The following is a 26,269-nucleotide window of genomic DNA, read 5'->3' as shown; positions in this document are numbered from 1 at the left end:
CCGGGGTGAGTGAGTGCAGCCAACAAAGAGGCAACTTGAAAGATGACGGGTATAAGAATGGATGAATGAAATGAATACAATAAAGAAATGGTGGGTGCTCACTGCTGTTTCAGTCGCGTTATCGCTGGTTGCTATCGATATGACAGTGTTATATACCGCGTTACCGAGTCTGACCCACAGTTTGGGGGCGAATACAACGGAAAAGTTATGGATAGTGAATATCTATCCTCTTATCGTCTCTGGGTTATTGCTAGGTGCGGGTACCTTGGGAGATCGCATCGGGCATAAGCGGTTGTTTGTTTACGGTCTCATCATCTTTGGGTTCTCATCCTTGGCGGCGGCCTACTCTTATTCGCCAGAAATGTTGGTTGTTTCTCGAGCGTTATTAGGAATTGGGGCGGCAATCATGATGCCTGCCACACTGTCGATTATCGCTTTGACATTCGAAGATGAAGATGAGAAATCATTTGCCATTGGGGTCTGGACAGCGGTTGCCTCTGGCGGCGCGGCGATAGGCCCGCTGATTGGCGGCTTATTGCTTGAATATTTTTGGTGGGGATCAGTGTTTCTGATCAACGTTCCTTTGGTGATTTTGACACTCATTCTGTCATGGTTGTTTGTCCCAACGGCGAAAACAGATTCGTCTCATCCGTGGGATCTTATTGGCTCATTGCAGATCATGGTTGTCTTGATAAGCTTCGCCTATGCCATCAAGGAATTTGCCAAACGGCAGCCTTCCTATATCGCAATATTGGTCACTTTCACCCTGACGATAGGTTTTCTGGCGTTGTTTATTCGACGGCAAAAACGCAGCGTGCATCCGTTGATTGACTTTGGCCTGTTCAAAAGCCCGGCTTTCTCATCGGCGGTTATCGCCGGGCTGGTGGCTTCCGCCTGTTTGATGGGCCTTAATTTGGTGTTAAGCCAGCGTTTGCAACTGGTATTGTCATTAACGCCTTTGCAATCCGGGCTATATTTTCTGCCATTCTCATTGGGCGCGATTGTTGCAAGCCCGGTGAGTGGTTGGGTTCTTCCTCGTTTAGGGAGTGCGCGATTCCTCATAACCTCGTTGTTGATGTATGCCATTGCCATACTGGCGCTCATGGCGAGTTTTTCAACACCTCTGCCTGTGCAGATAGCTTGCTTTTTTGCGCTCGGTATGTGTCTTGGAGCAACAATGACCGCTGCATCCACGACTATCATGCAGGCAGCGCCGCCAAATCGGGCAGGTATGGCGGCGTCGGTTGAAGAAGTTTCCTATGAATTGGGCGGTGGATTGGGCATTGCGATCATGGGTAGCATTATGTCATTCATCTATAGCTATTTCATTGACATTCCAGTGGATTCTCCAGTCTACGATATTGCTAAAGATGGTATTGATGGCGCACTGACTGCGGCAAAAGATATGGCGCCGGATGCCGGGCAAGCTTTGGTCAGCCTCGCTAAGTCAGCGTTCGACGATGCTGTTTTTTCTGTGATGGGCATTGCGTCCCTGTTTCTCCTGATGATGGCGGCGTTGGTGTGGTTCAATTTCCGCCGCTCCTCATTGAGTGATGCATCTCATGCTGCGGTTCATCATCAGTAAAATAGGTGAGTAGGATTGATTGCACCCATCGTTTCTTAATCAGAAGTTAATGGTTGAATAAGGGAGCCAGCATTTTTGCTGGCTCCCTTCCTCATTTAGCTTCATGGATATGACGTCTGAGACATTCTGGTTTCACTTTTTGCAATCAGTCTGTCACCGAGGCTTTTTAACGTACCTAACGGGTATTTTTAGTGTCTAAAATCGTCCGTTTAACATAATGGGTCATGGGTATCTGAATTTATAGATAAGATAATTTTTTTATTTTTAATGTTTTATTTGAGTTATTTTTGTAATGTTATGATTTTTTAAGGAAATTATATGGGGTATAGTGATGGCGAATATTATTTATCTTAAGTTACAAGGAAAGAAATAGAGTTCAATCTCTGGCGGATGTTCTACTATAGAGTCTATAGGTAATAAATATCAAAAAGGTCATGAAGATGAAATATTAGTTAATGAATTATCTTCTAATTTATCAATGCATCAAAATGTGAATTTTCAACCTATAGATATACGTAAACCTATCGATAAATCTTCTCCTTTATTATCACAAGCGTTAACATCAAATGAAATATTAACATGTGAATTTTTCTTTTATCGAACTTCGATGAGTGGTGGGCTTGAATTATATTATAAAGTTAAATTAACCGAGGCATCTTTGGTTAATATAAATTTCTTTTGTCCAAACTCTATAACACATAATGACGCACAACCAGAAGAATCTCTATCCATTAAATTTAAATCTATTACGTGGGAACATGTGACTGCCGGGACTAGCTCCTATAGTATATGGGAAGAGAGGGTGTACTAATGATAATGCCGTCAATGAAACAGTTTGATTATTATGGTGATGAATTAATTAAAATATCCAGATATTCAGCAGCTTATTTGTTGGAATATGTTGATCTTAAAAATAACTATTTACGTGAAATTAGTCAGGTGGTTAGATTGATAAGGAGTGATTTTCAAATTGCCTTATATAATTATAATCAAGGGCGCCAGGAGTACTGGGCTGACATAAAAAGATGCATAGCCGAAATAAGAATGGAATTGGATGCGGAAAGGTATGGTTATGAACAAGGAAGAAAAAAAGATAGGAAAACATATTTAAAGACTCAAGAATATTCAGGAAATGGATTTCTATTTTATGGTAAAAATGGGTTAAAAATTATTGGAGGCATTGTACAGTTCGGAGCTGGAGTTATGTCTTTTCGCACGAAGGTGGGGAGGGTAAAGAAAATGGAGTCTAGAGGTATGGGAGTTTTAGGGACAGTAACAGGGATTGGCGACGCAGTGGAAGGGGCAAGCAATATCATGTATGAATTTACAGATGGTGAAGTTAATCCCGTAAATCCCATTAAATATTTTACAGAAGAAGGATTCTCTTTTTTGGGCGCTGATGAGGGTTCTGGGGAATTAGCGTATGATACTGTAAACTTTGGCGTTGGTATTTATTTTGGGTTTGCAGCTTTTGCTAAATATAATCCTTCTAAAAGAATTATAAACTTACCTGTGGAAACAAAAAGTGGTCTTGAAAAAGTACCACTTTTACATAGATTGTTCACTGAAAAGGGGGGAGTTAGGTTATTCAAATATATGGAAAGTGATTATAACAGAAAAATGTTTACCAGTGATAAAGCGGTGCTTACTTATAAAACTGGGAATACGGCAATTAAAGCATACTTGCTGTTAGATAAATATCTTTTTAATGAGAAAGATGAAAATAACTGAAAAGGTAAATTATTTTTGCCTTTAAGTATAAAAGGAAACTAATTTTTTTATCTAATGATATTACTATGGGTATATGGATTATAGCAACGAAATATATTGATGCAAAAATGTAAAACATTACATATGGGTTGTTATTACTTGCGTATATGCTTACGAAATAAAGTAATATGATTATGGAGTTGAGTGTGATTATTGTGGGTAGATCCCAACGAAACAAATCACTAAGCCACTCATCATATTTATCTGTTGATTTGATTTGTTGCTCATATGCCTCGTTGGAAAGTTTTATTACCTGCTCATATGAATCGTTTAAATATTGAACTTCCTGCTCATATGCCTCGTTTAACGATTTAATTTTTTCCTCATGATGTTCATCGTTTAACGATGTGATTTTTTTTTCTTGTTTATCTCTTAAAGATTTAATTTTTTTCTCATATTTATTTCTTAAAGATTTATTTTCTTTTTCAGTCTCATCCCTTATGTATTTCATTTCTCTTTCATAGGCATCTCTTAAGGATTTATTTTCCTTTTGTGATAATTTATTTAATAGGTAAATGTTGTTATTTTTCATTTTCATAATTTTCTCTCTTTTTTATGGGCGATAGTATTTCCTGTCGCCCATCACCCATGTTAGTTATCAGGCTATTTTTATTTGTATTTTTTCATAAGGAGAACTGTCGTCTGAAAACTTAGTATCTATTCTTTCTATAAACGCATTTTTAAATTTAAATTCATGTGCTATTTTTCCATCAACATATTGAAAAATAGTCAATTCTAAATTTTCATTTTTATCAATAGCATTAAGTAATAAAGGGGATGAACTATCTAAATTTTTTCTAAAATTATTGTTTATATATAACTTAAGTCATCAATACCTTTTGATAACTCAAGGTAATTAACCTGTATTTTATCTTTATGGGTATCATTGTCTGAACAGTTTCTAGACAACAACCCTTGATTTGCCCCTGTAATTTCCATGTAAGTGGTATGCTGCATAACACGTCCTCCTTTGTTACTTATTCCTAAGTAAGCCTTTATTTGAAAATAGTCAATAAAAACTGATGCATCGTTAGATATATCATGTATGACATAAATATTAATGTCTAGATTTATTTAAATAATGCTGACCTGGTTACTTTGGAGCTGATGATAGGCTTCTGTGCGGTTTCGGGCACTTCGGATCGCTTTTCTGAGTGCCATATCGTCAATCAGATTGAGGACATGAGTGCTCTTGACGATGGAGTCCCGCTTTATCACAGATCTCCTTGACCTGCTGTTTACCATCCGAAGTGAGTTTGTAAGCTAGGCGGGCTGGCAGCAAATAACACTAGAGGTGATAGCTTCCACAAGTCAGACCAGTGTGCCTAAAAGAACAAGAGGGCATGACCCGGTATGGCCTGGTTGGACTTTCTGTGTGAACAACTTGAACCGGGCACAACCGTCTGGCACTTAATACGAGAAACGGAAAATATAACGGAGTAAATCTAATATCTCCATGCCGAAAGTATCACGTTGATTTTATATAACTATTGCATTCATAAAAGCCGGAAAGTGAAGATATGGTTAAAGCAAAACGTTAACCGGATTACTTATTTAATAGTAATAATGGATTAATTATTTTGGTCCAGCTCAAATATCTGGATTGATTCGTGGAGGTTTCCTTTTTTATTGCTACTTTTAAAATCGTCACTGTATTTTTAGTACCTTAATAAATGACGCAAATTATCATTCCATGTGGGGTAACCGGGTTATCAATTCCCGTTTTTTTACTCTGCATGTTCGCTTTCTCTGGTAGTCAAAAGTAAACGCTGTGTTATTCGACTAGTTTATATGCAGATAGAGTATGGAATCTGCACATTTCGTTTCTGCCCGTCGGGCTTGCAATGGAAAGGTGAATATTATGCGTGTTCAATTAGGGCAATTATATGATTTGCGATATTCGCTGAGAGTTGATCAATTATGTGTCGGTGAAGTATTAATGCCCTTGGAGCGATTGGAGCCGGCACACCTCAAGGTAGCGATTGAATATTTATTGAATAAGTATTCTATTCTGAGAGCACGGTTTATCGGTAGCGGGATGGATATGAAGATGGATTTCGTGCCGCCTGACAGTGAATTATTGCATCAAGCTTTTGAAGTCAGAGAGCCAGCCGATAGTCCATGTGATCGCCGACGCTTAATATCAAACTACATTGCTGAGGTTAGGGCCGCCATGAATTTGGCAAATCCGCCGTTATTGCGTTACTGCCTGTTTGATGGCAATTGTGCCCGTGATCAAAGATTGGTATTGATATTCAATCACTTAGTTTGTGACGGTATTTCCAGCCGGATCTTATGGCGAGATCTTTCAAAGGCATACAGAATGTCAGTGAGTGGTCAGCCCCTTACCCTTGAGAGTGCCACAAATTACGAGCAATTTTGTGCTGAGTTGTATGAACGACATCGGCAAATCGTAAAAGCTGTTATCCCTGATGATGAACAACAAGTTGAACAACCTACCCTGAATATTCTCGGTGGGCGAAGTGTTGAGTCACTCCCCATTAGCAGATTGTCTGAAGCCGTCACAGAAATCAGGCAGCTTGATGGCGAAGCTTTAAATAGGATACGCCTTTTGGCTAAACGACATCGCGTCAGTGTTGCGGATTTATTGTTAGGTAGTTGGTTAAAGGCGCTGGCGGCTGTTTTTGGGAAGGGCAGCCTGAATATGCTGTTGTGGGTCAGTCCTCATTTTGTGGGATATTGGGAAACCTCGGTGGCTAATCTTGTCGGGTCAGTATCATTTCCAATCACAGTTAAGTTTAATATTGATCCAGAGCCATCGTTGGATAGCACTCTCCAGCACGCGGTACAAGAGTTCAATAACGCGATGGAAAAAGCGGCGGATTATGCTGCGACTTACTTTGTACCTAACTCCATCTTTGGATGGCCTGAACTTCCTGCAATTTCTTTCAATTTCGTTGGTGATCAACGACGGTCTCCCAATGTTATTGGCTATGAACTGTCGCCTGAAAAAATACGTATTGGGAAACCCGATGAAGATGCGCAAGAGATACCATTGAGCATGGATATAGAGATCTATGCCGATATGATGGAAGTCACTATTTCTTCCAGGCCAGATTGCCATCTACAGATTTTACCACCTCGTTTAATGGATCTTTGGTTAGAAATGATTGGAGAACTTGGAATTGAACAGCCGTTTTTCTCTGGTTATTAATAGCATATCTCACCGTTTTTTCGCCTTTTATGGGCGTAAAATTTGACGCATAGGGGACGAAAGCCCGATGCGTTTTGATAATGTGCAGCTTAAACGGGCTACACGTGTGATGTTTTGTTTCGTGGTTTGGAGAAGAGTGGCATGCAACTATTCAATCTGGATTGGGTGAAACGTAATATCGTATTGCCCGAAGCTCCGTTATTAACTCAATGTACTGTCATTAGCAGAAACACCGCTTTTACTCACCGGGTGAAGGAATTGATTGAGGCGAAAGGCATAGATGTCGTTGATATTGATCTTAGAGCAGATCCTGCCTCCCAAATTGACTCAATAGGGGACACGGGCACCCTGATCTATTTGGCTAGCCACGAAGAATTCTTGAACGCTGCGGATATTGTGGCTAATGAATTACGTGAGTTCGAAAGTTTACGCCTTATTGCTAATAAAGTTGCTGAGCGCCATCACGATGCAAAACCGCGGCTTTGGGTCCTTACCCAAGGTGTGCAGGGGTCTGGCGAGCAATTTAATACAGTATTGTCTGGTAGTAGTTTATGGGGATTAGGTTGGGTCATTGCGAAAGAGTATTCCTCTGTTGACGTTGGCTTGATTGATTTGCCGGTTAAACAGGTTGGGAACGAAGAGATAACATCGGTTCTTGCCATCATGGCAAATCAGCATCAACAGAGAGAGTTTCTCATTCATGATCAATGTATTTGGCAGCGTCAGGTTGGACCGCTAGCGGTTAGCCAAGAAAAGACGGAGATAAAACAGAATGCAAACTATCTTATCACCGGCGGGTTTGGCGATACCGGGCGTATGCTGGCGGATAGTCTGTTTGCGGCCGGAGCAAGGCACGTCACGTTGATGGGGCACTCCGCTCCGCCAGCTAATTTAATTACTGAGTCTGAACAGCGAAAAGCACAGGGTTGCAATCTCCGTTTGTTCCAAGGTGATGTAGCCGATATCGAGGACGTCAAAGCGGTGTTGCGACGTATCGATAGAACGGGGCACCCTTTACGGGGGATCTACCATTTGGCAAGCGTTGTTGAAGACGCACTGCTTACCACGTTAAACAGCCGTTCGGTTGAAAAAGTTTTCCGCCAGAAAATAGCGGGAAGCTGGAACCTACATCTGGCAACTCAAGGGTTAAACCTGGATGGATTCATGACATTTTCTTCACTGTCAGAGATTATTGGCGTTGCAGGTCAGGGGGCATGTACTGCCGCGAACGCATTCGTGGATGCCTTGATGAGATATCGGGCCGCGACTGGGTTATCAGGCATGGCGATCGCATGGCAGCCTGGGGGGAATATTAAAAATGTCATGGATACCGTCATTAGAGCGGATATTGCTCCTTATGCCGGGCTGATTGCTGGAAACTTTAGTCAGGTTGCTCTGGAGCGGCTGATTTACCAGCAAGAGCCGGTGAATGATATAGAGTCCGCTTTCAGTTCTACGCAAAGTGATAATGCTATGGTCACGCCTGAAAAACCTTCTCATGAAGAGCAACGTCAGGCGATGACTGAAATAGTGATAGAAGAGCTGAAAAAATTGGTTGCAGGAGGAAACGTGACTGCCGACACGAAATTGAGTGAAATTGATATGGACTCCATGTCGGCGGTGACGATTGCTCAGCGGTTGCGTGGGATCATTGGGAAATTAGTCCCCATGTCCGTCTTTTTTGACGACTGTAGCATTTCTGAGCTGGTTGAAAAGTTGAAACGCTATTTCTGACGAGCCGTTGATTGATGGAGTAACACCAAGCACAAACTTTGCCCTCTCCGTAACGAGGCTGGCTTAGCCAGAGGGTAGGGATACTGTTTAAGTATTTATGGAGCTTGACACGTTATGTATAAAGATTACTCACAGATTAGTGATGAAGAATTGCTGTCCATGCAACAAAGAGCCTTATGGTTCATTGACAACTATACCCCTGGCGATTCCAAATATAATATTTCCATGGCATTCCGTATTCACGGATCGTTTCAAATTGATGCTTTTCGTTACGCGGTCAACCGGCTTGTTTCTAAGAATGCCACCCTGAGAAGTACTTTCGTTAATGTGAATGGCGAACCAAGGTTGGTCATTAACGAACACTTACCGCCGGCATTGGAGGTTTTCGATACAACGAACTTGAGCCAGGAGGCGCTTGAGGATGCGGTTCAGAACTTTCATTCCATCCCTTTTCAATTAGAAAAAGCGTCGTGTCTGCGTTTTGGTATCTACGTCGTCGGTGCGGAAGAATACGTTTTACATATGTGTGTTCACCATATTGTGTCGGATTTTACTTCACTGGGGCTGATGTGGGATCAGCTTGAACACTATTATCTGGCTGAACTTGGCGAAGATGATGATTCCTGGTTGCCGCCCGCAGAGGATTTTAAGGATTATGCCGTCAAAGAACGAGAGTATTACCAAAGTGAAGCGGCGGAGGAGTCGAAAGCTTATTGGAGTGAATGTTTAAAGCAGCCGCCAGCCGTGTTGCAATGGGATAGTTTTTGGCGTAAAGGCACTAATGACAAGTCATCCATTCTGTTTAGCATTGGTGAAGAGACAACCCAAAAAATCAAGCGGCTTGCTTCAGGAATAGGTGGATCGGTCTTCACGGTCATGTTAGCCGCATGGAGTGTTTACATTGCCAGAGAGACAAAAGCTGCCGATATCGTTATGGGGGTGCCGGTATCGATGCGTCACTCGGTTCATCAGCACATTGTCGGCTGTTTGTTTAATGTATTGCCCATACGTTTATCCGTCGAACAGACATTTAACCACTTCCTATTGGCAGCGAAGGAGCGATTGTTATCGGCCCTTGATAATCGAAATTTTTGTCTCAGCCAAATGGTCGAACACCTGGCTGTGGAACGATATGATGATCGTAATCCATTGTTTCAGACAGCGGTGAATATGTTAGGGCAGGTGGGGCAATCGCGTTGGGCTGCGCTGGAGATGGCTGACGATTCTGTTCAGGCATCATGGGCGGGACAGACTATTTCCCCATTCAGGGTTTGTCAGCAGGAAGGCCAGCTTGATATTGACCTGTTTTTTGTGGATGCCGGTTCCCACTTAAGATGTGAGTTTAAAGCGGATAAACATTTTTTCTCACATTTGGGCCTTCGGATATTCGCAGAGCGCTTCGAGCAAGTGCTTGAGATGTTGATGGCAAATCCTGATGAAGAGATGAATACTCTGTTGGCGCCAGAATCAGAGGATTACAATCTGCCATCAGGCCCGATTAATGCTGGCGTTCTTCCAGAAGTATCAAACCAAACCCTCGTTTCGCTGTTTGATCAACGGGTGACGCAACAAGCGGCGTCAATAGCGATTCGTTATGGCGCCGATACATTAACTTATTTGGATTTGCAGCGTTGGTCGCTGGAGGTCGCTGTTCAGCTTAGACAAAATGGGGTTGTGCCCGGCGATCGCGTCGGGATTGCATTGTTGCCTTCACCGAAAGCGGTGGTGGCAATGCTTGCTATTATGCGTGCGGGCGCGGGATACGTACCGTTAGATCCCAGATTGCCGCAGAACCGTCTGGCGCAGATTGTCGAACAATCAGAGATGAAGGTTATCGTTGTTAACGCTGATGTTGACTCAGATAACGGGTGTACAGCTAAGCTGATGACCATTGCGACAGGGCGAGTTGATCACAGTACACCTGATCACTGTACATTTGATCATTGCACGCCTTCTTCAATCGCATACAGCGTCTTCACTTCTGGCTCCACTGGAATCCCCAAAGGCATTGATGTTGAACACAACAGTGTTGTTTCCTGTTTTAACGCAATGGACGAATATTTAGCCCCCACGCCAGGCGAAGTGTGGACGTGGTTCCATGCAGCCAGCTTTGACTTATCTGTGTGGGAAATTTGGGGCGCTCTGTGTTCCGGTGGGGTTTTAGTCATTGTGCCCGATGATATGCGCAACCAACCTGACAAGTTGCTGGATCTGATCGCGGCAGAGCAGGTAACGATTATCACCCAAACGCCATCCAGTTTGAAAAGTCTGTTATCTGAGTTTCAGGCTCGGCCAAGGGCTTATGCGATAAAGCATTGGGTAATTTGTGGTGAAGCGCTACTCAGTGCCACGATTCGGCCCTATTTGGATGAACAGTGGACATTGTGGAATATGTATGGCCCGGCGGAGGCAACAATTTACACCACCGTGGAGAAAGTAACGGCAGAGCTGACTGGCTACAATGTGATCCCCATTGGCAAGCCGTTAAACTTCGCAACGGTCTATCTTTTAACTCCTGCGGGGCAAACACCCCCGATAGGTGAGGTTGGCGAAATTTACATTGGCGGTCGTGGCGTTGCCCGTGGTTATGTTGGTCTTGAACAGTTAACTGATCAACGTTTCATTGCCGATCCCTATATTCATCATGGACGTATCTATAAAACCGGTGATTTAGCCTATTGGGATGGGGAACGAATCCATTTTTGCGGCCGCGTGGATGATCAGGTAAAAGTTTCGGGCTATCGAATTGAAATTGCTGAGATTGAGGATTGCCTCAATCGCCATCACGCTATTGCGGACGCCGCCGTTATTATTGAATCTCACGACGGGTTAGATCGTTTAGTCGCAATATTCGTCCCTGTCAGTAAGGATAACCTTCCCGAAGAGTCCGCTATTCGTGAGCATCTCAAGGCTTATCTTCCCATCTACATGTTGCCTGGCAGGATTATGTTGGCTGATGAATTGCCGCGTAATGCTCACAACAAAATCGACAGAAAAGCATTAAATGGCTTGATTAAAGCGGGACAATTGACCGATATCAGTTCGTTGAGACCGGCGCCTGTGTTACCTGCTGATTCGATTTTCGCTGAAATTTCGAGAATTTGGTGTGACGTGTTGGGAAGATCAACCGTCGGGCTGGATGACGCATTTTTTAATATCGGCGGTACTTCACTGGCACTGACGAAAATCCATGCACAACTTGTTCAATTACCGGGATGTGGCGCTTTGGCGCTTGCAGATTTGTTCCGTTTTCCAACCATTCGAAAGTTGGCTAATTATTTTCTAAGCCCTCTGCAATCGGTGACACCGGTAGAAGTTGCGGATAAATCAACCCAAACACGACGTCAGAAAACGTTGAATGCAAGAAAAGCGTTGAAAGAGAAACAAACTCACTTGCTGAAAGGGGAATAAGATGTCTGATAATGCGATTGCCGTCATTGGCGTAACTTGTCGATTACCTGTGGCGAATAGCTTAGATGCGCTATGGGAAAATCTTGTTGCAGGACGAATACTTGCCAAAAGATATAGTCAGGAAGAGCTGATTCGCCGTGGGGTAGCACGGCATATATTCACGGCAAAAAATTATGTTCCTGTCGATTCGTGTTTACCGGATATTGATCTATTCGACCCGGATTTCTTTTCAATCAGCCAGCGAGAAGCTGAATTGCTCGATCCTCAACATCGAATGCTGCTTGAATGCGCATGGGAATTGGCCGAAGCGACGGGTTATGGTAATCCTTTCCGACGCCCGCGTATCGGGGTTTTTACCGGGAGTTCGATGAATACCTATTTGCCTAATGTCATTAAGTCTGAGTGTGATCTGGTTTCAATAATGGGGACCGAGCTTATGCTGACTAATGATAAGGATTATCTCCCGGCCCGGATTTCATACAAACTCGGTTTTAACGGGCCGAGTGTGGCTGTTTTGACTGGCTGTTCGACGTCACTGACAGCGGTACATATGGCGATACAAAGTCTCTTGCTTGGTGAGTGCGAGATTGCTTTCGCCGGTGGTGTTTCTGTGAATGCCTATTCTCGACCGGGTTATTTTTACCAGAACGATATGATCTTCTCGGAAGATGGCTATTGTAGACCGTTCGATGAGAAGGCATCAGGGACTTTCTTTGGTGATGGAGCGGGGCTGGTGGCGCTACGGCCATTGGATGAAGCCATTAGCAATGGGGATACCATCCATGCGGTGATCCTCGGTTCAGCAGCGAATAATGATGGTTCAGCGCGGGCGGGCTTTGCGGCGCCGGGGGTGGATGGGCAACGAAAACTGATTTTGGATGCTCAGGCGCTCGCCGGTGTTGGGCCGGATGAATTAGGAATGATTGAGGCGCATGGTACCGCAACGCCGCTTGGGGATTCGGTGGAATATGCCGCGCTTTGTCAAGCTTTCCGCCAGAATACGGATCGTGAGAGATTTTGTGCGTTGGGATCGATCAAGGCTAACGTAGGTCATTTAGCGGCGGCGGCGGGAGTTGCCGGATTAGCCAAAACGATAATGGCGCTCAAGACCGGCGCCATTGCCCCACATCCGACTTTCAACAGGGCTAGCTCTGCTATGAATCTTGAGCAAAGTCCCTTCATTATCAACACGATTCCCATCAACTGGCCGATAAAAGGACCACGACGGGCAGGGGTTAGCTCTTTTGGCGCCGGTGGCAGTAATGTTCACATGATTTTGGAACAAGCGCCGGTACGAAGGGCAGGCCAAAATAACGTTGGCTGGCGAGCTGTTCCGTTAGGGGGGCGCAGTGCCGATGCCTTGAACACATTGAGCGCCGATTTGGCAAAAACGCTGGAGGCTGAACCGGATACGCATATTGATGAAGTGGCTTTTACTTATGCGGAAGGGCGTGCCGATCAGCCATATCGAGCCTGTTTGTATGCTAAAGATGTGAAAATGTTGATTGATGGTATTAAAAATGCAGATTTCACCGTCACAGCAAAAATCTCTGAACCACAACGTTTGGTGGTGGCGCTTGGTCCTATTATTCGAGCCGCCTTATCAGCGCAGATACCTGGCTATTGGCAAGAAGTGGATAGGTTACTTGCTGAATTGCCGACAGATGTTTCCTGTGACATCGGTAAAATCGATATCGCTGAAATGACAGTAAATGATGGCGAGAAGGGAAAAATTGCCAATCTTGTGGCGATAATCGCGGCGATCAATTGTTGGCGGAAGATGATTTCGACGCCAATATTCATCATATCCGATAGTCGTTACGACCTTGCGGTTGCTTGCTCGTTAGGCATGCTGACCCTGCCTGAAGTCGTTGATAAATTGCTAGAAAACGCGACATCACATTCCGCTGAGCGTGGTATCGCTTTGCCCGGAAGTTTTTGGTCTAAACATCACGGCATGATTGATGGCAATAATGTGAAGGCTATCTTAATTAATGGAGCCTCTCCCAGCTTACAGCAACAGAATGAAGTCATATCAGCAAATGACGTGATATTAGCATTGGACTATTCGCCTGATAGTTTCTCTGAAATCGTGGCAAACCCTGAAAATATTATTCGTCTGGAGACTGCCCATGAAGAGCACGATCTGGCTTTAGTCAAACTGGTCGGCAAGCTCTGGCAACGTGGTGTGGTGATAGATTGGTCGATATTGCGGGATAGGGAGGTTGTTCAACGTATCCCACTACCGGTTCAACCTTTGCAACGTCGGCGCTGCTGGTACACAGATTCAACATTACCCGAGTACAAACCAGAGCCTGATGGTCAACCTATAGCAAGTTCTGAAACTTCCGACGAGTCAGTCGGCGTTTATGTTGAACGCTGGAAACGAACACAGCGCCTGTCGCCGGTATCATCATCGGCGACTAAGCATAACTGGCTGATTTTCTACGATAACAGCGATAAAGAAATTTGTCCGATTGCGGATGTACTGCGTGAACGGGGGCAAAATGTGTTTGAAGTGCATGAAGATCGTGCCACTTCTTGCGATGAAACAGCTTTCCATAAAACAGCGTTTAGCGTCAACGTTGATGATCCCATCAATATTCAGCGTTTGATGCTAAGGTTGAAGGAACAACAAGCACATACGCCCGATCATATCCTCTTCATTTTGGGCGATATCCCGTCAACGGATGACCTGCCGGTAGCGAAAAATCCATTCCCATTTACGCTATTTAATTGGGTGAAAGCGTTTTCCCACGTGGGAAATAAAACCATGTCGTTAACATTGATTGGCCCCGGTTTTGTTGACGTGATGGGCAGCGAACCACGGAGTGTTGAGCGAGCTACGGCGCTGGCATCCATTCCGGCGATCAGCCAGGAATTGCCTGGCATGATAATGAAAGTTATCGACACACCTGCCAAAGAACTTAGCTCTCTCAATGATGCTCAATATATCGTGGCTGAACTTTTCACTGCTCATGATCAGAATGTGGTTGCTATGCGTCAGGGTTGGCGTTGGGAACGCTATTTTGACGTTGTAAACCCGGCAGTTAGCGAAAATCTTTCATCTGGCATGATCTGTTTAGTGACCGGAGGATTAGGAACGGTTGGTTTTGGCATTGCGCAATATCTGGTCACCAAGTTTAACGCGAAACTTATCCTGCTCGGTCAGACACCCAGAGATCTCACTCAGTCTGATACGTTGCAGAGCCAACGGGTAGCGCAATTGCGCAATATGGGGGCGGATTTTGCCGTGATTACCGCCGATGTGACAGACAAAGCTGGTGTGCTGGCGGAACTTGCCCGAGTGGAATCCAGACTGGGGGCAGCGAATTGCTTTGTCCATGCCGCCGGGCCTTCTGGTCAAGCAACGATCCAGTGGCTACAAAATTCTGACCATCATGATTGGGAAAAATTGATGCAGCCAAAGTTAAAAGGGGCGGCTGTTTTGCATGAAATATTTGCCGATCGTCCTCTGAAGTTTGGTTGTTTTGTCTCATCTTTGTCAGTGTTCGCGGGGGGATTGGGGCTTGCGCCTTATACAGCGGCAAACGAAGCTTGTGCCGCGTTTGCTTCAACTCATCACTTGGATAAACCCTATTTCTCCATTGATTGGGATGGATGGGAAGGTTGGGATGAATCAAATAGCTTCAAATACAGCGCAAATCGTGCTCGCCCGTTACATCATGCCGATGTCGTTAATGCATTGGATATTATTTTCTCCGCCTGCCACGCAGAGCCGCGTTTTGCCGTCTCCACCGTACCTTTGAATGAGCGGTTGCATGATATTGTGGAAAATTCATTGCCGGCGGATACGGCGCAGCCTGCAATGGCATCTCCCTCGGCATCAAATAAATCCATTATCGATGATATGGCAGCCATTTGGCGTGATGTGCTGCGCTGCCCTGTTGATCATGAATCGAACTTTTTCGATTTAGGGGGAGACTCACTGGTCGGGGCTGAGTTGGTGAGACTAGTTAAGGCTCATTTTAATGTTGCGGTATCTATGGTTGATCTTTTCGAATCGAGCACCGTGGCGTCTCTTTCGATGCAAGTCGAGAAAAAACGATGCAAATAAAAAAACGATGCAAATAGAAACAAAGCGCAATCAAAGCAGGGCGCTTTAGCGCAAATCATGCTCTAGCGCGGATCAGCAAGACCAACATGTTCGGGAAAGGGAATTAGCATGAAATCAAAAACACAAATGCATTATTCAACAGATATTGCGGTTACCAGCATAGCAGGACGTTTTCCTAATGCGGACTCGAGTCAAGATCTTTGGAAGGCGATCTTAGGGAAACGAGAACTGATTTCGAGTTATACCAATGAAGAACTTCATCATCGTGGCGTTAATACTGATGAAACTGGATTGCATTACGTTCCGCGTGGTGGGTACCTCCAAGATCCAGAGGCATTTGATTACAGCTATTTTCAAATAATGCCGAGAGAAGTTTCTAAAATGGACCCTCAGCAACGGATTTGTCTGGAGGTTTGCCATGAGGCACTTGAACTTAGCGGTTATTCCAGCGGGGCAGATGCAGGGATCTGTTCAGTGTTTATCGGCTCTCGCCGGAGTACCTGGCAGGTCGCGCCGACGCTGAACCATTCCCCTGCTGACGCCATGCTGTTATTTGGCGGAAGTTCTGTCGATGCTTTGGCAACACGTGTGGCGTATAAGCTCAACTGCTTAGGGCCTGCTGTCAGTGTAGGCACTTTCTGTTCAGGTTCGCTGGTTGCTGTGCACATGGCTTGCAACAGCTTGTTGCTAGGTGAAAGTGACATGGCGCTGGCAGGGGGTGTTTGCGTCAGATATCCGGCTCATGTTGGCTATGTTTACCATGCGGGGGGAATATTGTCCCCAACGGGACGAGTTCGCGCATTCGACGAGAAAGCTGACGGTACGATTTTCTCTGATGCCGCCGCATTCGTGGTATTACGCCGTCTGGAGGATGCTCTGCTTAATGGCGAGCCGATTTTAGCGGTTATCAAGGGATCGGCCATCAACAACGATGGGGCGGTCAAGGCGGGTTATAGCGCTCCGGGTGTTTCAGGTCAGGAGCAGGTGATCCGTCGTGCGCTTGCCGCGGCTGATGTTCGAGCTGATCAAATTGGTTTGATTGAAGCGCATGGTACCGGCACGCCTGTTGGTGATGGAATTGAATTACGGGCGCTAGGTCGGGTATTTGACGATGTATCGGCCAGATCCTGTGCTTTAGGCTCGATTAAATCCAATCTTGGTCATGCTGATTGTGCATCGGGTATCGCCGGGCTGATAAAAGCCATCTATGCTGTCAATTTAGGCATTATTCCGCCGTCAATCAATTGTGAATCTCCTTGTGTTGAACTACGGGACCCTGAATCCCCGTTTTATGTGCCTGTTGAATCCAGAGACTGGGATAACGATAAGGCGGCGAGAATTGCTGGTGTTAGCTCATTTGGGATCGGCGGCACAAATGTTCATGTTGTCGTTGCCGAACCACCGGCGACAAAGCCTGACACACCTTCCTCGGCGGCGGCACATCTGATCCCGCTGAGTGCACGTACCGAGGCAGCGTTAGCGCAAAAAATTTTGGATTTAGTGAAATATTTTGAACAGTATCCAGCCGTGAATATTGCTGATGTGGCATTTACCTTGCAGCGTGGCCGACGACATTTACCCATACGCAAGGCGATTGTCGCACGTGATATTCATGAACTGATATCGGGCCTGTTAGATAAATCCCTGGTGGTAGCCCCTGCGTTGAGTGAATTGCAAGAGATGTATATTTCGCCTGCCTCTGTCTGGCAGGTCGGAGGAAGTATCAATTGGGATATTTTTTACCAGAGCGAATATCGTAAACGGCTCCCGCTTCCAACTTATCCATTTGAAAGAACGGCAATCTGAGCTGTAAAACGGGTAGAGATCGTCTTCATTTTGAGGAAAGTGAGGTTGATATATGAGTAATATTGAAATTATTCAGAGAGAAATAGTCTCTATTTTTGCAGAAACATTTGGTTTACCGAAAGAAGAGATAAAACTGGAAATACCGTTAGTTGAATTGGGGGCGGAATCACTGCTGTTATTTGAAGCATTGGAGCCTATTCATAAACGATTTGGTATAAAACTTTCAGTACGGCAATTTTTCGCAGAATTACAAACAGTTCGTCAACTCAGTGAATATATTTTGCTGGCGGGTAAAAGCAATATTATTGCGGATAAAAATAATATTGTGGTGGGTAAAAACAGAGTTGCGGAAGATAACCATGCGGTAATTCAGCCTCAACCTGTCTTGGCTGATCAAGAAAAAAGAGTTGCTCAATCCGATACGCCAAATATTCCACCGGCTAACAAAGAACGCTTTTTTCAATGGATGTCGAGAAGTGCGCTACCGATTGAATCTGAGGAGAGAAAAAAATATCTGGCTTCATTTATATCTAAATATAACGAGCGAACGATTAAATCAAAAACGCATTCGGTAGCGGTACGTAAAAATATTGCGGACAGCCGTTCTGGGATTGGCTTTAAACCCTCCATAAAAGAGCTGCTTTACCCGATTGTCTGCACCAAGTTTGCCGGTCCTATCGTCCAGGATATTGATGGCAATGATTACATCGATATGACGATGGGGTTTGGCGCGCATCTATTTGGTCATAGCCCACCCTTTGTAGTTAAAGCGCTTACTCAGCAAATAGACAACGGTTTTGGTTTGGGAACCCGGCATGAGATAGGCTTGGAAGTGGCTGAACTGATCAAAGAGATTACCGGCATGGATCGCGTCGCTTTTGTCAATAGTGGAACGGAAGCGGTAATGAATGCGGTTCGGGCAGCTCGGGCGCTTACTCGTCGTAATCATATTGTCCTTTTTTCTAGCAGTTACCACGGACATTGGGATGCGGTACTGGCGAGAGCCAGTGAATATGATGAAGTAAATACGACAAAACCTGTTTCAGTAGGCATACCTGAAAATATGGTTGCGGATGTTTCGGTGTTTGAGTTTGGTTCTAATGAAGCCATTGAATTTCTCAAAACGAATAGCACCGATATTGCCGCAGTGCTGGTAGAGCCGGTGCCGACTCGTGACCCAGGATTGAGCAATCCAGATTACTTGCGGCGTTTGCGTCTGGCGACCAGAGAGTTAGATATTCTGCTGATATTTGACGAAATTGTGACAGGTTTCAGAACCCATCCAGCGGGTATCCAGGGATTATTCGGCATTGAGGCGGATATTGTGACCTATGGCAAAACGATAGGTGGTGGAATGCCATTGGGCGTCATTACCGGTAGGAAGAATATGCTTGATTCGATTGACGGCGGAAACTGGAATTTCAACGATGACAGCTTCCCCGCAGCGGAGCCGACATTCTTTGGCGGGACCTATTTTCAACATCCGCTTTGCATGGCTGCCGCCAAAGCCACTTTGTTGGAGATCAAAAGGAGAGGGGAATCTTTTACCAAAGCATTGACTCGACGTACTGAATGGTTTGTTTCACGTTTGAACCAACTGTTCTTAAGTCGTCGGGTTCCCATCGAAGCAAGATCGTTTTCCTCATTTTTTAGATTAATTCATCGCGACAACATGGATTTGCTTTACTACAACCTGTTGATGAGAGGAGTTTATATCTGGGAATGGCGTTGCTGGTTTATCTCCGATGCACATGATGACACTCATCTGGAAAAAGTTTATTTGGCATTTGTGGATAGTTTGGATGAACTTGAGGAAAACAACCTGCTTCCTCGATATAGCTAGATCAAACTAGATTATTGTGAGCGATAACTTATTGAACTATTAAGCATCCTATCCTCTGGCTGTGCTGATTTCGGTGCTTTGAAACGACGGCTCATAGTCTGTTGGGTAAAGAAAATTAAGGAGAGCGTTATGCCTTTGGCAAACAAAAGCGTTTTCATTGGTGGGCCGATTCAATCCGCAATTTACGATGGTGGTTTTCATGAAGAGTTGAGAATGACCATCCAACTGGCGGTTAAGACGGTAGAGACACTGAATGGCAAGGTATTTTCGGCACATTTAACTGAGAAATTTGGCATTGATACCCCAAATTATACGCCGGAGATGGTATCGAAACGGGATTTCCAATGGATGCAGCAGTGTGATTTTTTCATGCCCATTCTTCCGGTTCATCAGGATGATGAATTATTGCGCACCGACGGTACGCATATTGAACTTGGTTGGGCTTCAGCCCTGAAACGGCCCGTCTTATTGATCACCAAACTACCGATAGTGCGTGGCGGTAGCCATTTATTAAAAGGATTGGAGCATATTTGCAATTTGTCGAAATTGGACATTCAAGATTTTCGTCATAATCCTCGGCAAATTGGTGAGATTTTCAGGAATTTTGCAGTTTAGTCGCTATTGAGCGCCTTTTGGAGATATACCGCCTTTCTATTGAATTGAAAGGCGGATTAATAACAAGTTTGCTTGAATGGGTAATTTGTGGAGTTACGATGGAAAATCAAGTTATTGAACCGATTTATGATGTTTTAGGAATGAAGATAAAAAACCCAATTATTGTTGGGTCGGGCCTGCTTTCTGATCAAGCTAAAAATATTCGCCAGTTCATCGCTCACGGCGCGGGGGCGGTCGTGACAAAAACGATTTACCCGCGCTCAGAAAAATTGCATACGGAAAAGACCTACTTGTTCAGTACAGGGATGTTGAACAATACGACATATTCGAAGAAAACCGTTGAATATTGGTTAACGCTGCTACGTGAATTTAAGGAAGAACAACTTCCGGTAATAGTTTCTATCCATGCTGAATCACCTGCGGCGTTAGCTTCATTGGCTGTTCGTATCTCGGAAGTGACCGATGCCCCTTTGGAGTTGGGTATTTCATGCTTGCATGCGGACGACTTCACAGAAGATACACCGGAACGTGTATTCAACTACACCAAAGCGGTGAAGGAGCGAACGGATACCCCTTTTGCGGTCAAACTCTCGCTTGGCGATAATTTGTATGGGCGAGTTCAAGCTGCGATGGAAGGAGGAGCTGATGCGATAACCTTGAGCGATACCATTTCGGGAATTGCATTCGACACCGCGAATGGCGAAGCGCTGCTTAATGGGGTTTGCGGATACTCTGGGCCGGGGATCAAACCAATGGTGCTTGCCGCTATTTATAACCTGCGTAAGCGAGGGGTGACGATTCCGATACTTGGGTCGGGAGGCGTACAGGATGGTAATGATGTTCATGAATACCTAATGGCAGGGGCGAATACGGTTCAGGTTTATACCGCGCTTCATCGGCATATGTATAAAACATTGCAGCGCATTGTTCATGAATATACGCAAGCCATAACGTCAGAAAAAGTATGAGAAAAAGGGATAACATCATGAATAATAATAAAATTAGAGAATTTGCGGAACTGACCAGTGAGCAGGTTTTAACCGCGGTTGAAGGTAAAACGTTGATATGGCCGATTGGCGGGATTGAACAGCATGGGCCTCATCTGCCATTGAATGTGGATTCAGTGATCCCAGAAGCCTTTGCTCGTGTGTTAGCAGAGGATATTAATGGCTTCACCTTGCCGGTACAGCCGGTGTCTGCCAGATCACTGCCACAGAGTGGTGGTGGACTTGAATTTCCTGGCACGATTTATCTGGATGGATCAACATTTACCGCTTATATCAACCGAACAATTAAAAGCTTGTGTTCATTACCCTTTAAACAACTGGTGATCATTAATGGTCATTTTGAAAATGAAGGTTTTATTTTCGAAGCAGTAGACGCATTACGGGCGGAGGGGCATTTTAACGATCGTTCCGTTATCGTATTTAGCTGGTGGAGTTTGGTCTCTGATGATTGGACACGTGAACATTTAGTTGATTTTCCCGGTTGGCACGCTGAACATGCGGGGTTAACAGAAACGAGTTTAATGTTGCATTTACGTCCCGATTTAGTGAGAGCGGAGCGACCTGACCACGATAAACCGCCACGTGCCGGGATCTATCAAGTACCGATTAAAAAAGAGTTTTCAACGAGAGGCGTTCTTTCTAAAACATCCGGCTCAAGTGCGGAGATAGGCGAACTCATTTTCGAGCATGTCAGGCAGCAAATACTGGAACTGGTTACTGCGGATTAATCAGTCGTAATATCACTGTGTCTTTTTGATTTTGCCCTGGCTACTGGGGAAAAGTTTATTGCTTTTATATTATCAGATGCGCCTTAAAACTTTGTCTTTCAGGGAAAGGTTTAAGGCGTAGTTTTCTGTCTATCAGTATGGTTTTAACATCGGGAAAAAAGTGGCAAGCGTATTATGAAAAAACAGGTAAAAACTTTTATCATCAAAGATAAAAAGAAGTGGTTAATGTTCTTTTTCAGCGGATAAAAAATTCGATGCTATGTTGGCATTGGAAGAGAAAACATCATGAAAAACAGGTTTTAAGTTTATTTTACATGGTCTTAAGAAGTTTACTGAAAATCAGAGATAATCGTTAAAGAAAGCAGATAAGATTTTAGATTAACCAGATTAACCAGATTAACCAGATTAACAGCATTAAAAATGATTAAAGAAATATGCTTTGATTTTAATGCCATTAACACACCATTTACTCTCTATGTTTTTAAAGTATAGAAAAGAAACATAGAGTTATTAAAGTGAAAATGAGAAAACCAAGTATCAGTTTAATGAAAATGGCATCGTTAAATACGAGGTGGAAAGTAGAATTATTTACAGGCTCTAGGTTCGGTTTATCATCTTTTTAACATGGCTCAGCTTATCTTTTTACTTGCATTTTCACTTCCAGACAATTGAAACTGCTTTTTACCGATAATTAGTTAGCTAAGGATTAAAAAAAATAGGTGCTTCATTAATGCCAGGTTTTAAAAAAATACAGAGTGGCTAAAAACAGCCGCTTCTCTGTCATATTTAATACATTTATCGGCAATACTATCCTCCGATTATTTTACGTTTACCTAATCTGATGCAACTATTCAAAAGTGATAATGCGGAGCGATTAAAGCTATAAAAATGACGTAATGAAAAATAGGTGAATGGTTAATTTAGTAGGATTAAAAATCTGAAAAAACATAAAGGAATATCCTTATATCATCAGGCCATTTACTGGCTGATTTATCAATAAAATAAAGGGTGGATCTTATTAAAACCACTCAAGATTGCCGGTAAAACAGAATCAGTATTAATGCGCGTTGGTAAATAATGGATAAAAAAGAATGAATGATTAAACAGATAAATGATTATTATGATCAGTAAAGATAGAAAGCGGGTATGATTAAACTTAACATAAATCAGACGTCGAAAGTGGTAAAAATACCATTTAAAATTTTATACTGCTTAAAATCCAATGTTAAAACAATGTGTTCTAATAACAGTTTAAACCCTGCCAATCATAAAGCCATCAGTGAAAAAACTTGACTCTATTAATGCTTATGTAATCAGGGGGAATAAATAAGAATATGAATAAATTAATCAGATAATCTGTTTTCTTAAAGGGACTGGATTTAATAACGTTTTCAATTGAAAAAACTTGTTTATAAAATAATTAAATAATTTATTATGGTAAATAGGTATAAAAATCCCCAAGAAAATGATTTAAGGGAATACGAGTATGTTTACTTCCGGATTAACGATGTTGCACTTATTATGTGAATCCAAGTTTCTCGTTTTTTCTTTGCTGGTATTTTATTCTTTAGGCTCTTCTATTAATGCATTCGGTAAAGACTTGCCTGAGAAAATCTGGGAAAATGTTTTTTGTAACTTGGTTGCGAGTTTTCCAGAGATATTATAGCTTTTACAATAAGTGGCGATGACTAATAGATAAATAGAGAAACAGATTGTGGCAAAGAAAGAAAAACGGCCTCACCATGATGTATTATTCAAATATTTTTTAACGCAGCCTGAAACGGCCAGGGAGTTCTTATCCTTTTATCTGCCCGAAGAGGTCCAGTCGTTGTGTGATTTAGCCACATTGAAACTGGAACCCGGCAGTTTTGTGGACCTGCATTTACGTCAACTGCACAGTGATGTGCTGTACTCGGTTGAAACGGCTCGGGGACAAGGCTATATCTATTGCCTGATTGAACATCAGTCCACCCCTGACCCATTGATGGCCTGGCGGCTGATGTATTATGCCATGTCAGCTATGTCGGCTCACCTGAAAAAAGGCCATACTGAACTCCCTTTGGTAGCGCCTCTGCTGTTTTATCATGGTGAGGTTCGACCGTATCCTTACTCAAATCGGTGGCTGGATTGTTTTACGTTCCCCGAACAGGCTGCCCGCTTATACCGCCAGGCGTTTCCGTTGGTGGACGTCAGTGTGCTCAGCGATGAAGAGATCCTGACGCATAAAGGGGTTGCCCTGATGGAGCTGGTGCAAAAACACATCCGCTGCCGGGATATGCTGGAATGGGTCCCCCAATTGGTGGAACTCCTGAATGGAGGGTATAATACAATCGAGCAGCGCAATGTTGTATTACGCTATATTTTACTGAATGGACATACGCTGGATATCTCACACTTTGTCCATCAACTGATTGAACAATCTCCGGAGCATAAAACAATGTTGATGACTATTGCAGAACAGCTTGAACAAAAAGGGCGCGAACAAGGTATTGAACAAGGTATTGAGCAAGGTATTGAACAAGGTATTGAACAAGGTATTGAGCTAGGCCGAGAGGCAGGTCGAGAGGAAGGCCGAGAGGAAGGCCGAGAGGAAGGTCGAAAGGAAGGTAAACTGGAAACGGCTCGTGCCTTATTACGGCATGGCGTGAGTTTAGATATTATTGTCACCAGTACCGGCCTGAGCCGGGATAAAATTGAAGCGTTAAAGCATTAAATTAATCTTCTCTTCCACAGCAAAATGCCGATGTTCAAGATCGGCGTTTTTGTTCTTATTCAGGATGATGGCTATACGAGGGACTTTTATGTTTGCCCGGCGAAGTTGAAACCGGTCAGACTAAAGCAACAATCTCCGGAGCATAAAACAATGTTGATGACTATTGCAGAACAGCTTGAACAAAAAGGGCGCGAACAAGGTATTGAGCAAGGTATTGAGCTAGGCCGAGAGGCTGGTCGAGAGGAAGGCCGAGAGGAAGGTCGAAAGGAAGGTCGAAAGGAAGGTAAACTGGAAACGGCTCGTGCCTTACTACGGCATGGCGTGAGTTTAGATATTATTGTCACCAATACCGGCCTGAGCCGGGATAAAATTGAAGCGTTAAAGCATTAAATTAATCTTCTCTTCCACAGCAAAATGCCGATGTTCAAGATCGGCGTTTTTGTTCTTATTCAGGATGATGGCTATACGAGGGACTTTTACGTTTGCCCAGCGAAGCTGAAACCGGTCATACTGAAGCAACTTTATAGAGGACGAAATGACACCCTAATAACATGGGGAGAGCGATTAGGTGAGTTGTTTGTGGAAACAAATACTCGTTCTGTTGTAGTAGTTATTATTCCTATTGCATATTCCTTATTACCTGTGAAATTAATCTATAAGTCGTTTATGTTTATGAAAAGATATAAGAAATTTATACCTTAATATTTTATTTGTTATATGAATCCAAGGAGGGTAGTTAGCTAAGGACTGAAAAAATAGGTGCTTCATTAATGCCAGATTTTAAAAGAATACAGAGTGGCTAAAAAAATCCGACTTTCTGTCATATTTAATACATTTATCTGCGATACTATCCTTCGATTATTTTACGTTTACCTAATCCGATACAATTATTTAAAAGTGATAATGGGGAGATATTAAAGATTTTATATAACTAATAGGAGGATGTTCAGATGCTTTTTTGTTGTTATTTTACGAGAAAATCTATAAAAATAACGCAATAAAAAATTGGTTGATAGATTAGTTTAATAGGGTTTAAGTTATAATGGTTGAATTAATTATCTGAAAAAACATAAAGGGATATCTTTATATCATCAGGCCATTTACTGGCTGATTTATCAATAAAATAAATAGTGGATCTTATTAAAACCACTCAAGATTGTCGGTAAAACAGAGTCAGTATTAATGCGCGTTGGGAAATAATGGATAAAAAATAATGAATGTCCAAACAGATAAGTGATTATTATGATCAGTAAAAATAGATAGTGGGTATGATTAAACTTAATAGAAAGCATACGTCGAAAGTGGTAAAGATACCATTTAAAATTTTATACCGATTAAAACCAGATGTTAAAATAATGCGTTTTAATAACAGTTTAAAACCTGCCAATCATAAAACCATCAGTGAAAAAAACTTGACTCTATTAATGCTTATGTAATCAGGGGGAATAAATAAGAATATGAATAGATTAGGTAAGCTGTTTTCTTAAAGAGACTGGCTTTAATAACGTTCTCAATCGGGAAATAGACTTGTTTATAAAATGTCAAATAATTGCTCATAGGCAATTGGCATAAAGATCCAAAAAAATTATTTAACAGAATACGAATCTGGTTATTTACAATATTATATTGGCATTTATTAGAGGGCGTTCAGAATTCTGTGTCACGCTAATTGAGCGGTTACAACGTTATCACATTATCCAAACGTCCTTCAAAGTAAATATAGAGTTGCGACAGCGTTAGATTCCAGCTCTGTATTGGCATTGTCCATTTTTCCTGTGCATTGAGAAGCCCCAGATAAAGCAGT

16 protein-coding genes and 2 pseudogenes are annotated in these 26,269 nt (G+C 43.2%); 14 read left to right on the top strand and 4 right to left on the bottom strand.

The window, feature by feature from the left end; genetic code table 11:
- The first annotated feature begins 70 nt into the window (after nucleotides 1-70).
- The 3 genes from EAE92_RS09955 to EAE92_RS09945 all read left to right on the top strand — a co-directional run bounded on the left by EAE92_RS09955 (nucleotide 71) and on the right by EAE92_RS09945 (nucleotide 3,316).
- Nucleotides 71-1,585 carry an MFS transporter gene (locus EAE92_RS09955; RefSeq protein WP_214067972.1) on the top strand — a complete coding sequence of 505 codons (1,515 nt, stop codon included), beginning with the start codon at nucleotides 71-73 and terminating at the stop codon, nucleotides 1,583-1,585.
- 379 nt (nucleotides 1,586-1,964) lie between these two features.
- Entirely contained in the window at nucleotides 1,965-2,396 is a 432-nt protein-coding gene (locus tag EAE92_RS09950; RefSeq protein ID WP_236548224.1) for an Hcp family type VI secretion system effector, read from the top strand.
- Between the two features lie 14 nt (nucleotides 2,397-2,410).
- Complete coding sequence (locus EAE92_RS09945; RefSeq protein ID WP_214067971.1) at nucleotides 2,411-3,316, top strand: DUF4225 domain-containing protein; 906 nt, start codon at nucleotides 2,411-2,413, stop codon at nucleotides 3,314-3,316.
- Here the strand turns inward: EAE92_RS09945 and EAE92_RS09940 are convergent.
- The 3 genes from EAE92_RS09940 to EAE92_RS25375 all read right to left on the bottom strand — a co-directional run bounded on the left by EAE92_RS09940 (nucleotide 3,291) and on the right by EAE92_RS25375 (nucleotide 4,600).
- A complete protein-coding gene (locus tag EAE92_RS09940) occupies nucleotides 3,291-3,893 on the bottom strand; it encodes a hypothetical protein (protein WP_214067970.1) in 603 nt (200 codons plus the stop codon). The two genes, EAE92_RS09945 and EAE92_RS09940, sit on opposite strands and share 26 nt — an antisense overlap.
- Nucleotides 3,894-4,165: 272 nt before the next feature.
- Nucleotides 4,166-4,312, bottom strand: a complete 147-nt coding sequence (locus EAE92_RS09930; protein ID WP_214067969.1) for an Hcp family type VI secretion system effector — start codon at nucleotides 4,310-4,312, stop codon at nucleotides 4,166-4,168.
- A 117-nt stretch (nucleotides 4,313-4,429) separates the two neighbouring features.
- Nucleotides 4,430-4,600 carry a Tn3 family transposase gene (locus tag EAE92_RS25375; protein WP_422616052.1) on the bottom strand — a complete coding sequence of 57 codons (171 nt, stop codon included), beginning with the start codon at nucleotides 4,598-4,600 and terminating at the stop codon, nucleotides 4,430-4,432.
- Between the two features lie 559 nt (nucleotides 4,601-5,159).
- Here EAE92_RS25375 and EAE92_RS09920 point away from each other — a divergent pair.
- From EAE92_RS09920 to EAE92_RS09870, 11 genes and pseudogenes are all read left to right on the top strand, one after another.
- Complete coding sequence (locus tag EAE92_RS09920) at nucleotides 5,160-6,530, top strand: condensation domain-containing protein (protein WP_214067968.1); 1,371 nt, start codon at nucleotides 5,160-5,162, stop codon at nucleotides 6,528-6,530.
- Between the two features lie 141 nt (nucleotides 6,531-6,671).
- Nucleotides 6,672-8,264 carry a beta-ketoacyl reductase gene (locus EAE92_RS09915; protein ID WP_214067967.1) on the top strand — a complete coding sequence of 531 codons (1,593 nt, stop codon included), beginning with the start codon at nucleotides 6,672-6,674 and terminating at the stop codon, nucleotides 8,262-8,264.
- 114 nt (nucleotides 8,265-8,378) lie between these two features.
- A complete protein-coding gene (locus EAE92_RS09910) occupies nucleotides 8,379-11,675 on the top strand; it encodes a non-ribosomal peptide synthetase (RefSeq protein WP_214067966.1) in 3,297 nt (1,098 codons plus the stop codon).
- Between the two features lies 1 nt (nucleotide 11,676).
- The gene (locus tag EAE92_RS09905) at nucleotides 11,677-15,753 is read left to right on the top strand and encodes an SDR family NAD(P)-dependent oxidoreductase (protein ID WP_214067965.1); all 4,077 of its coding nucleotides are present in this window, start codon (nucleotides 11,677-11,679) and stop codon (nucleotides 15,751-15,753) included.
- A gap of 108 nt (nucleotides 15,754-15,861) precedes the next feature.
- A complete protein-coding gene (locus tag EAE92_RS09900; protein WP_246545119.1) occupies nucleotides 15,862-17,559 on the top strand; it encodes a beta-ketoacyl synthase N-terminal-like domain-containing protein in 1,698 nt (565 codons plus the stop codon).
- Between the two features lie 52 nt (nucleotides 17,560-17,611).
- The gene (locus tag EAE92_RS09895) at nucleotides 17,612-19,402 is read left to right on the top strand and encodes an aminotransferase class III-fold pyridoxal phosphate-dependent enzyme (RefSeq protein ID WP_214067964.1); all 1,791 of its coding nucleotides are present in this window, start codon (nucleotides 17,612-17,614) and stop codon (nucleotides 19,400-19,402) included.
- Nucleotides 19,403-19,531: 129 nt separating this feature from the next.
- Nucleotides 19,532-20,017, top strand: coding sequence for a hypothetical protein (locus tag EAE92_RS09890; protein WP_214067963.1), 486 nt, complete (start codon nucleotides 19,532-19,534; stop codon nucleotides 20,015-20,017).
- A 98-nt stretch (nucleotides 20,018-20,115) separates the two neighbouring features.
- Nucleotides 20,116-20,985, top strand: coding sequence for a beta/alpha barrel domain-containing protein (locus tag EAE92_RS09885; RefSeq protein WP_214067962.1), 870 nt, complete (start codon nucleotides 20,116-20,118; stop codon nucleotides 20,983-20,985).
- 17 nt (nucleotides 20,986-21,002) lie between these two features.
- Nucleotides 21,003-21,752 (top strand): creatininase family protein, encoded by a 750-nt coding sequence (locus tag EAE92_RS09880; RefSeq protein WP_036782223.1) that lies wholly within the window; start codon nucleotides 21,003-21,005, stop codon nucleotides 21,750-21,752.
- 1,714 nt (nucleotides 21,753-23,466) lie between these two features.
- The gene (locus tag EAE92_RS09875) at nucleotides 23,467-24,465 is read left to right on the top strand and encodes an Rpn family recombination-promoting nuclease/putative transposase (protein ID WP_214067961.1); all 999 of its coding nucleotides are present in this window, start codon (nucleotides 23,467-23,469) and stop codon (nucleotides 24,463-24,465) included.
- A gap of 117 nt (nucleotides 24,466-24,582) precedes the next feature.
- Nucleotides 24,583-24,855 (top strand): annotated as a pseudogene (locus EAE92_RS09870) (ISNCY family transposase); the annotation flags it as partial.
- Between the two features lie 1,287 nt (nucleotides 24,856-26,142).
- Here EAE92_RS09870 and EAE92_RS09865 read toward each other — a convergent pair.
- A pseudogene (locus tag EAE92_RS09865) lies at nucleotides 26,143-26,269 on the bottom strand (IS256 family transposase); the annotation flags it as partial.

Source organism: Photorhabdus hainanensis (assembly GCF_018448965.1).
GTDB classification, from domain to species: Bacteria; Pseudomonadota; Gammaproteobacteria; order Enterobacterales; family Enterobacteriaceae; genus Photorhabdus; species Photorhabdus akhurstii.
Note: the sequence above shows the minus strand (reverse complement) of the source record. Positions and strands in the feature narration are given on the sequence as shown.

Bases quoted from the DNA above. Each gene is read 5' to 3' on its own strand.
- EAE92_RS09890 (WP_214067963.1), top strand. From the start codon at position 19,532: ATGCCTTTGGCAAACAAAAGCGTTTTCATTGGTGGGCCGATTCAATCC.
- EAE92_RS09880 (WP_036782223.1), top strand. From the start codon at position 21,003: ATGAATAATAATAAAATTAGAGAATTTGCGGAACTGACCAGTGAGCAG.
- EAE92_RS09920 (WP_214067968.1), top strand. From the start codon at position 5,160: ATGGAATCTGCACATTTCGTTTCTGCCCGTCGGGCTTGCAATGGAAAG.
- EAE92_RS25375 (WP_422616052.1), bottom strand. From the start codon at position 4,600: ATGGTAAACAGCAGGTCAAGGAGATCTGTGATAAAGCGGGACTCCATC.
- EAE92_RS09940 (WP_214067970.1), bottom strand. From the start codon at position 3,893: ATGAAAATGAAAAATAACAACATTTACCTATTAAATAAATTATCACAA.
- EAE92_RS09910 (WP_214067966.1), top strand. From the start codon at position 8,379: ATGTATAAAGATTACTCACAGATTAGTGATGAAGAATTGCTGTCCATG.
- EAE92_RS09955 (WP_214067972.1), top strand. From the start codon at position 71: ATGAATACAATAAAGAAATGGTGGGTGCTCACTGCTGTTTCAGTCGCG.
- EAE92_RS09930 (WP_214067969.1), bottom strand. From the start codon at position 4,312: ATGCAGCATACCACTTACATGGAAATTACAGGGGCAAATCAAGGGTTG.
- EAE92_RS09895 (WP_214067964.1), top strand. From the start codon at position 17,612: ATGAGTAATATTGAAATTATTCAGAGAGAAATAGTCTCTATTTTTGCA.
- EAE92_RS09905 (WP_214067965.1), top strand. From the start codon at position 11,677: ATGTCTGATAATGCGATTGCCGTCATTGGCGTAACTTGTCGATTACCT.
- EAE92_RS09885 (WP_214067962.1), top strand. From the start codon at position 20,116: ATGGAAAATCAAGTTATTGAACCGATTTATGATGTTTTAGGAATGAAG.
- EAE92_RS09915 (WP_214067967.1), top strand. From the start codon at position 6,672: ATGCAACTATTCAATCTGGATTGGGTGAAACGTAATATCGTATTGCCC.
- EAE92_RS09900 (WP_246545119.1), top strand. From the start codon at position 15,862: ATGAAATCAAAAACACAAATGCATTATTCAACAGATATTGCGGTTACC.
- EAE92_RS09945 (WP_214067971.1), top strand. From the start codon at position 2,411: ATGAAACAGTTTGATTATTATGGTGATGAATTAATTAAAATATCCAGA.